Origin of the sequence: Kitasatospora sp. NPDC059803 (assembly GCF_042732255.1) — a bacterium.
Taxonomy (GTDB): domain Bacteria; phylum Actinomycetota; class Actinomycetes; order Streptomycetales; family Streptomycetaceae; genus Kitasatospora.
Genome location: NZ_JBHWIJ010000347.1, coordinates 1 through 8392 on the forward strand (window position 1 = coordinate 1; position 8392 = coordinate 8392).

Genomic DNA, 8392 nt, shown 5'->3' on the forward strand with positions numbered 1-8392 from the left:
CGGCCGCACCCACCCGGGGCGCGGCCGGCCTCCGGTCGCACACCTATCTCCCAACTCCCGTCCCATGCAAGCCTCGACACATTGTCGATCAAGGTGTTCTGATGTTCGCACCATACGTATGACTATCTGACCAGCATGTGACGGCGGGTCGGAGAAACGGAGGAACGGTGCGGCCTGCTCGTGGCGTGGCTGTCCTGCTGGCAACGGGGGTCGTCGTGGCCCTCGGCCTGGGCACGGGAGGCCCCGACTCGAAGGGCAGACCGGCCACCGCCGGCGCCGCTCCGGAGAGCACACCCGACCCGAGCGGCACACCCTCCGACAGCCCCAGCAGTCCCGCCGCCACCCCGACCCCCAGCGCCACGCCGACCTGGGACGGCCAGGTCAAGGTGCTCGGCGACGGCTCCACCTCCGACACCGGCCCGCAGCCCAGACAACCCCGGCCCGAGAAGCTGAAGCCCGGCGAGAAGCCGCCGCAGTTCGTGGTGTTCTCCTGGGACGGCGCGCTGGAGGGCGACGACGAACAGTTCTCGCGCTTCCGCAAGCTGGGCACGGAGAACAACGCCCAGATGACGTTCTTCCTCAGCGGCATCTACACCCTGCCCAAGTCCAAACGCACGCTCTACCACCCGCCGCAGCACGACGCCGGCGCCTCCGCCATCGACTTCGCCACCGACGCCCACATCAAGGACACCCTGGAGCAACTGCGCCTGGCCTGGCAGGACGGGAACGAGATCGGCACCCACTTCAACGGGCACTTCTGCGACTCCAAGGGCGGCGACGACTGGAGCACCGAGGAGTGGAAGAGCGAGCTCGACCAGGCGATCTCCTTCGTCACCAACTGGAAGACCAACACCGGCTTCAAGAACCTCCCGCCGCTGCCCTTCGACTACACCAAGGAGGCGGTCGGCGGCCGCGCCCCCTGCCTGCAGGGCCAGAAGAACCTGCTCGCGGCCGAGAAGGCGGCCGGCTTCCGGTACGACGCCAGCTCACCGGGCGAGTTCCAGGTCTGGCCCGGCAAGAAGGGCGGCATCTGGAACTTCCCGCTCCAACTGCTGCCCTACCCGGGCAAATCGACCCAGGTCCTCTCGATGGACTACAACTTCCTCGCCAACCAGTCCGAGGACACCACCAAGGGCGATCCGAAGAAGTACGACGCGTGGGAGAAGGAGACCCGGAACGGCTACCTCAACGGCTTCGAACGGGTCTACAACGGCAGCCGGGCCCCGCTCTTCATCGGGAACCACTTCGAGAGCTGGAACGGCGGCATCTACATGCAGGCCATCGAGGACGTGATGAAGAGCGTCTGCACCCGGGAGGGCGTCCGCTGCGTGTCCTTCCGCCAGGTCGCCGACTGGCTGGACGCCCAGGACCCCAAGGTGCTCGACCAGTTGCGCGCGCTGGACCCGGGGCAGCCGGCCGACTGGTCCCGCCTGGTCAAGTGACCAGGCCCTACCGGCGCCCCAGGCCCTACCGGCCGCTCGCGCCTCCCGGGCCACCGGCCGCCTTCATGTACGAGGTCCAGATCTGGGTGGGCAGCGCGGAGTCCGGGGTGTCCGGGGCGGCGCCGCCCAACCCCTCCAGTGAGAGCAGCTTCATGTCCTTCAGGTCCGCCCGGAAGACCGTGACGGCCGTGGACATCCGCGCGTCGTAGCCGACGAACCACCCCGCCGTGCGGTCCGGAGTCGTTCCCGGCTTCCCGGCCAGGTCCGGCCCGGCCTCCGCCACCGACTTGGCGCTCCCGGTGCGGACCGCGCTCTTGAGCGCCGCGTCCACCTCCCCCGCGACCTGCGGGGTCAGCGCCTGTACGGCGGTCGGCAGGCGCAGCCCGAGCGGCTCGCCGTTCCGGGTGATCCGCAGGACGGAGTACGGGTCCGTGTGGCTGCCTCCGGCGGCGAAGGCGGCGTAGGCGTCGGCGGTCCTGATCGCGCTCGGTGTGGAGTTCCCGACGCCGAAGGCCGGCACCAACTCCCCCATGCTGCCCGGGAGCAGGCCCAGGTCGGCGGCGGTCTTCTGCACCCGGTCCAGGCCGACGTCCATGGCGAGCTGCATCATCGGCCCGTTGACGGACTGCTCCACCGCGCTCCTCAGGGTGACCGTCCCCCAGCTCCGCTTGCCGTCGTTGGCGGTCTTCGCTATCCGCCCGTTACGCCCCCAGTACGGCCCCTCCGGGGTCATCACGTTCACGCCGTCGTCGCCGTCGTAGGTGGTGGCGGGCGTCACCGGGGTGCGGCTGCCGCCCCGCTTGCGCTGCACGCCCTCGCTCAGGCCCGCGGCGTAGACCAGCGGGGTGAAGGCCGAACCGACCGGCACCGTGGAGGTGTTGGCGTTGTCGAAGCCCTGTTTCAGGTAGTCGGTTCCGCCGTAGAGCGCGACGATCCTCCCGTCCGGGGCCACCGAGGCGGCACCGACCTTCAGTAACCGGTCGGCCTCGCGGCTGTCGGGGTCGATCCCCTTGGTGGCGTCCCGCACCGCGGCGGCCAGCGCGTTGACCTTGGGCTTGTCGAAGGTGGTGAAGATCTGGTGGCCGCCGAGGTCGAACTGGGCCTGCGTGATGTCGCTGTGGCCCTCCACGTAGGTCCTGGCCATGTCCACCAGGTACCCGACCTGGCCGCTCAGCCCCGCCGCCTTCGGCTGGGTCCTGGGCTCGGGGAACACCGTGTACCGGGCGCGCTCGGCGGCGGAGAGCCTGCCGACCTTCACCATCCGGTCCAGGATCCAGGACCACCGCTCCTCGGCCCGCCGGTGGTTGTTCGCGCTGATCCCCGGATCGAACTGCCCGGCCCCCTTCAACAGGGCGGCGAGGAAGGCCCCTTCGCTCGGGTTGAGCTGCGAGACGTCCTTGCCGTAGTACGCGGCCGCGGCCCGTTCGATGCCGTAGCTGCCGCGCCCGAACCAACTGGTGTTCAGATAGCCGGCCAGGATGTCCGGTTTGCCCATCCGCCGGTCCAGCTTGATCGCGATGACGATCTCGCTGAGCTTGCGCGAGAAGTCCTGACGCTGGTTCAGGTAGTTGTTCTTGACGTACTGCTGGGTGATGGTCGAGCCGCCCTGGGTCTCACCGCCCGAGACCATCTGGTAGACCGCGCGGCCGATGCCCGTGAAGGAGATCCCCGGGTCCGAGTAGAAGGTCTCGTTCTCGGCGGCCAGTACGGCCCACTGCACCGACTCCGGCACCTGGTCGAGCGGCACCTCCTGCCGGTTGGTCTCGCCGATCCGTGCCATCTCGGTGCCGTCCGCCCAGAAGTAGACGTTGTTCTGCTGGGTGGCGAAGGCGTTCAGGTCCTCCGGGACGTGGGTGGTGACGTAGAACCAGGTCAGCCACCCCGTCAGCACTGCGGCCCCGGCCCCCGCCGCCAGGAGCAGCTGCCGCCAGGACGGGAGCCAGCGGCGGACTCCGCGCCGCCCTCTGCGCGGGTAGTCGATCCACCGCCGCCCTCCGGGCTCCTCCCCTCCGGCCTCCCCTCCGGGCTTCTCCTTCTCCGCCCCGCCACCTTGGTCAGCACGCACAGTCCGGTCTCCGATTCGCTCGTGGGCACAGACCCCCGAACTCAGACGCGATGGGGGCCGGACCACGGCACAACGGAATTGATGTGATCACGGTCATACCGAGCGGACCGACGGGACGGCACGGACCCACCCGGCCTGGGGCGGAACAACGCCGGCCGAGGAGGTGGACCACGGGGAAACGACGACGCCGGGGTGCCTTGTGGCACCCCGGCGGGTGGTCGAGGGCGAGGAAAGCGAACGGGCTATGTCAGGTGGTGTGAGAAGGAAGCCCGTTCATGGCCTCGCCGGGGCCAACGCTAGCAGTCAGGCGGGGATCAGGTCACGCAGGTTTTCCGGGGTGATGACGACGGAGTCCGGGTGCAGGCCCTCCGGGCGTTCCAGACCGATGTACGTGACCGGGCCGGCCGGGAGCGACGTGCCGTCCCACAGCGTGGTGGCGGTGGCGCGCTCGCCCATCAGCTCGGTCAGATGGCGGACCGTCAGGTGGTCACGCCCGACGATGCCCCGCAGCAGCGTGGCGACCGACATCCGGTTCCCCTCGACCCGGTTGGCGTTCGGGTTGCCCTTCAGGTACAGGTGCAGCCACTTGGCGTGCCAGCGGCCGTCGTCCCCACGCAGGAAGGCCAGCGGCAGGGCGACCCTGCCCGGGCCGCGCAGGTCCGACTTCATCCGGACGGTGCGCGGTTCGAAGGGGCGGCCCTGCTGTTCGGCGTCGCGCAGCATGAAGCCGAAGAAGGACTCCTCGACCTCCTCGAAGCCCTCACCGGAGAAGATGTTGACCTGCGGGACGATGGCGCTGCCGCGTACGGCGCCCAGGCGCAGGTTGATGAACTCGGAGCCGCCGTCGGGGGCGTCGGTGACGTCTCCGGAGCGCTCGCCCTCGACCTGGCTGAGCGAGGTGTAGGAGAGCCAGCCGAGCGTCTCGTAGGAGTCGTCGAGCATCAGGGCGGACAGGTCGAAGTCGGTGCTGTGACCGGTCTGCTTCCAGTAGACGAAGAAGCGCAGCAGTTCGCCGTCGACCGGGGTGAGGGAACCGCGGGGCAGTACGCCGAGTCCGGCGGTGGTGGCCTTGCCGCTGAGCGGGAGTGCGACGTCGAGTACGTCGGGGTCGATCAGCAGGTGCCCGGGGTCGGGGAGGCGGCGGCTCGTCTCGGCGTCCAGGGCGGCGAGCAGGCGGTCGCGTTCGGGTGCCGGCAGGGGCGGTCGGGTGTCGGTGGTGACCCAGGCGCGGCCGAGGCGGTTGACGAAGAGGCGGCGCCCGTCCGCTTCCCCGGTGCGGTTGTGGAGGTGTTCGCGGACCGACAGCAGGACCCGGCCGGAGACCAGCGGGGCGGCCTGCTCGACGGCGGCCACGACGGTGTCGCGTTCCTCCGGGGTGCGGCCCGCGCGCAGCAGACGGTCCAGGGAGCGGAACAGCATGCCCGGGGCGGCGGCCAGCAGCCGTACCGCGCCGGTGACGTCGCCGGCGCCGAGGAGTTCCTCGACGCGGCCGGTGAGGGAGCGGGCCGTCACCTCGCCCCGGGCCACGGCGAACACCTCGGCGGCGCGCGGCCAGCGCGGGTACTCGTGCGGGTGGAGGCGCTCACCGAGGCGCTTGAACGCCTCGCGGTGCCTGCTGACGTCGGCGAGCTTGGCGGGGTTGGCGCCCACCACGGCGTCGAGGCCGGCCAGCAGGGCACGGCGGGCCGGTCGGGACAGCGCCCGGAACCGGGTCGGTTCCGCCAGGGTCACGTCGCCGTCGGACAGTGCGCAGGCCAGCCGGAGCACGTCGGTGACGGTGTCCAGGAGGAGGTCGGCGCCGGCCTGGAGGCGGGCGAGGTTGACGACGGCGCGGTTCTCCCGGACCGGGATCGCCTCTGGCTGCGGACCGGCGACGCAGTGCCCGGCGAGCACGCCGAGGTCGCGCAGGCCCTCCTCGCCCAGCGGCGTGGTGCTGCCGGCCAGGGCCAGGTAGAGGGCCGTCACCTCCTCCTCCAGGGCGCCGCCCAGGTGCAGGACCGTCATGCGGTCGCCCGCAGCTGCGATCAGCTCGTCGTGGGCGGCGAGCAGTTCTGCGTAGCTGTGCTGGTAGCGGCCGTAGGACGGGAGGGTCAGCAGGTCGACCACGCCGGTGCGCAGTTGGGCGAGCACACTGCCTCGCGACGCGTCGTCGGCGAGCGCCCCGGCGATGCAGTGCGTCCAGAACTCGAAGGTGTCCGGCACGTTGAGCGGGAAGTCGATGAAGTAGGCGTTGTGCCCGACGTGGTCGCCCACCGACTCGCGGACGGTGCCCAGGGTGCGGGCGGCGGTGTCGACGACCGTCGCCTCGGGCAGCCCCGACAGGTACTCCAGCAGGTCCGCCGAGAGCTTGAAGCCCACGGACATCAGCGCGGCGTCGAACTGCCGCGCCACGACAGCGCCTTGCCCCGCCGGAGCGCCCGGCCGGGAGGGGGCGGGGAGGCGATGGGTGTGCCGGACGACGATGGGTTCGAGACGGTGGACCATGCGGTCATGCTCGCAGAACGGTGCGGGGCGACGCATGCGGGTTTCCGGGCCCGCCGCCGGTGGGTCCAGGGAAGTTGGCTAGACAGGAATTGGCTGAAAACTCATGCGGCGTTCGCTGGGGGACCTCGTACGGCCTGGCTGCGGCACCTATGTTCGAACCTTCTTGGCACCCCCTGTACCCCGAGAAGGAAGGACACCACGTGGCCTCCATCGACCGGCGCCGATTCCTCCAGCTGAGCGGCGCGTCCGCAGCCGCCGCAGGCCTCGGCGCGTTCCCGCCCGCGGTCAGCAAGGCCCTGGCACTGCCCGCGATCGGCCGGACCCGCTCGATCGAGGACGTCGAACACGTCGTCGTCCTGATGCAGGAGAACCGTTCCTTCGACCACTACTTCGGCACCCTGCGCGGCGTGCGCGGGTTCGACGACCCGCGCCCCACGCTGCTGCCCGACGGCCGGCCGAACTGGCACCAGCCCGCCGCCGCCGTGAAGACCGGCCGCTACCACGACCGCGGTCTGCCCGCCTCCGAGCAGGAGGTGCTGCCCTGGTACATCGACCCCAGGAACACCACCGAGTACCAGGCCGGCACCGACCACGGCTGGAGCAGCGGCCACCTCGCCTGGAACGAGGGGCGCCACGACCAGTGGGTGAACCAGAAGCAGGACGTCATGACGATGGGCCACCTCAAGCGCCAGGACCTGGCGTACCACTTCGCCCTGGCCGACGCCTTCACCCTCTGCGACTCGTACTTCTGCTCCGTCCACGCCGACACCGCGCCCAACCGCATCTACCTGTGGACCGGCACCAGCGACCCGCGCAACGTGTACGGCCGCAAGCCCAACGGCCCCGGCCTGGAGGAGCGCAACAACACCAACGGCTACACCTGGACCACCTACCCCGAGCGCCTGGAGAAGGCCGGCGTCAGCTGGAAGCTGTACCAGGGCGGCTCCGGCGAGCCGGGCACCCCCACGGACAACTACACCGACAACTCGCTGATGTTCTTCGAGCGGTACCAGGTCGCCGAGGGCGCGTCGGGCCCCCTGGTGGACAAGGGCGCCACCGACCACACGCTGAAGGAGTTCCGCGCCGACGTCCAGCAGGGCCGGCTGCCGCAGGTCTCCTGGATCGTCCCGCCGTACAAGTACAGCGAGCACCCGTCCGCGACGCCCACCGACGGCGCGTACTACATCAACCTCGTGCTGGACGCGCTCACCTCCAACCCCGAGGTCTGGGGCAGGACGGTCTTCCTCATCAACTACGACGAGAACGACGGCCTGTTCGACCACGTCGTCCCGCCGATGCCGCCGGTCGTCAGCGGCCCGGGCGGCCAGGGCATCGTCTCCGCCGACCTGAGGGCGAGCCTGCGCGACGAACTGCTCGACCTCGGCAAGCACCCGGGCGAGATGGGCCCGCTGGTCCCCGGCGCCGACCCGGGCGGCCTCCAGCCGATCGGCCTCGGCCCGCGCGTGCCGATGCTGGTCATCTCCCCGTGGTCGCGCGGCGGCTGGGTCTGTTCGGAGACCTTCGACCACACCTCCGTCCTGCGGTTCCTGGAGGCCCGGTTCGGCATCGAGGAGCCCAACATCAGCGCCTGGCGCCGGTCGGTCTGCGGCGACCTCACCTCGGCGCTCGACTTCTCCGGCGCCGACCCGCGGCCGGTCTCGATCCCGGTGCCCGCGCCGATCGCCTCGCAGGGCAAGCCGTACCAGGTGCCGCTGCCCCAGCGGATGCCCACCCAGGAGCCCGGCGTCCGGCCGGCCCGCGCCCTCCCGTACGACCTGGTGGTCAACGAGGAGGAGACGGACACCCCCGGGCGGTTCCAGCTGGATCTGGAGAACCGGGGCGAAGCGGGCGCCTGGCTCTACATCTACGACCGGACCGCGCCGAAGGCCGCCCCCCGCCGCTACACCATCTCCGGCGGCGACACCCTCGGCGACTTCTGGCCGCACTCCGCCTCCGGCGACTACCACCTCGCCGCCCACGGCCCGAACGGGTCGGTGTACGAGTTCGAGGGCAGCGCCCGGACCGAGCTGGTCGCGCTGTTCGACCCGCAGAAGTCCAAGGTGCGCGTCAAGATCACCAACAACGGGCCGGTCGCCCGGACGGTGACCGTCACCAACGCCTACGCCAAGGGCTCGCAGCAGAGCCGCAGCATCCGGCGCGGCGCCTCGGCCCAGTTCACCTTCGACATACGCCCCGACAGCCGCTGGTACGACATCACCGTCGCCGCCACCGACGGCCCGACCTTCCGCCGCCGCTGGGCCGGCCACCTGGAGAACGGCCGCCCCGGCACCAGCGACCCCGGCACCAGCTGACCGACGGCGCGGCCCTGACCGTCGGCACAGCGCCCGACCGACGACGCAGCGCCTGAACCGGCTCGCCGCACCGGCGTTTCGTCCTACGC

4 protein-coding genes are annotated in these 8392 nt (G+C 70.9%); 2 read left to right on the plus strand and 2 right to left on the minus strand.

Going from position 1 to position 8392, the window contains the following annotated elements; genetic code table 11:
- The first annotated feature begins 185 nt into the window (after window positions 1-185).
- Entirely contained in the window at window positions 186-1442 is a 1257-nt protein-coding gene (locus tag ACFV6I_RS34730; RefSeq protein ID WP_380429810.1) for a hypothetical protein, read from the plus strand.
- 25 nt (window positions 1443-1467) lie between these two features.
- Here the strand turns inward: ACFV6I_RS34730 and ACFV6I_RS34735 are convergent, their stop codons facing one another.
- Both ACFV6I_RS34735 and ACFV6I_RS34740 read right to left on the minus strand, forming a co-directional pair.
- Complete coding sequence (locus ACFV6I_RS34735) at window positions 1468-3507, minus strand: transglycosylase domain-containing protein (RefSeq protein ID WP_380429812.1); 2040 nt, start codon at window positions 3505-3507, stop codon at window positions 1468-1470.
- Between the two features lie 303 nt (window positions 3508-3810).
- Entirely contained in the window at window positions 3811-5991 is a 2181-nt protein-coding gene (locus ACFV6I_RS34740) for a hypothetical protein (protein ID WP_380429814.1), read from the minus strand.
- Window positions 5992-6191: 200 nt separating this feature from the next.
- Here ACFV6I_RS34740 and ACFV6I_RS34745 point away from each other — a divergent pair, with 200 nt between their 5' ends.
- Window positions 6192-8303, plus strand: a complete 2112-nt coding sequence (locus tag ACFV6I_RS34745; RefSeq protein ID WP_380429817.1) for a phosphocholine-specific phospholipase C — start codon at window positions 6192-6194, stop codon at window positions 8301-8303.
- Window positions 8304-8392 lie beyond the last annotated feature (89 nt).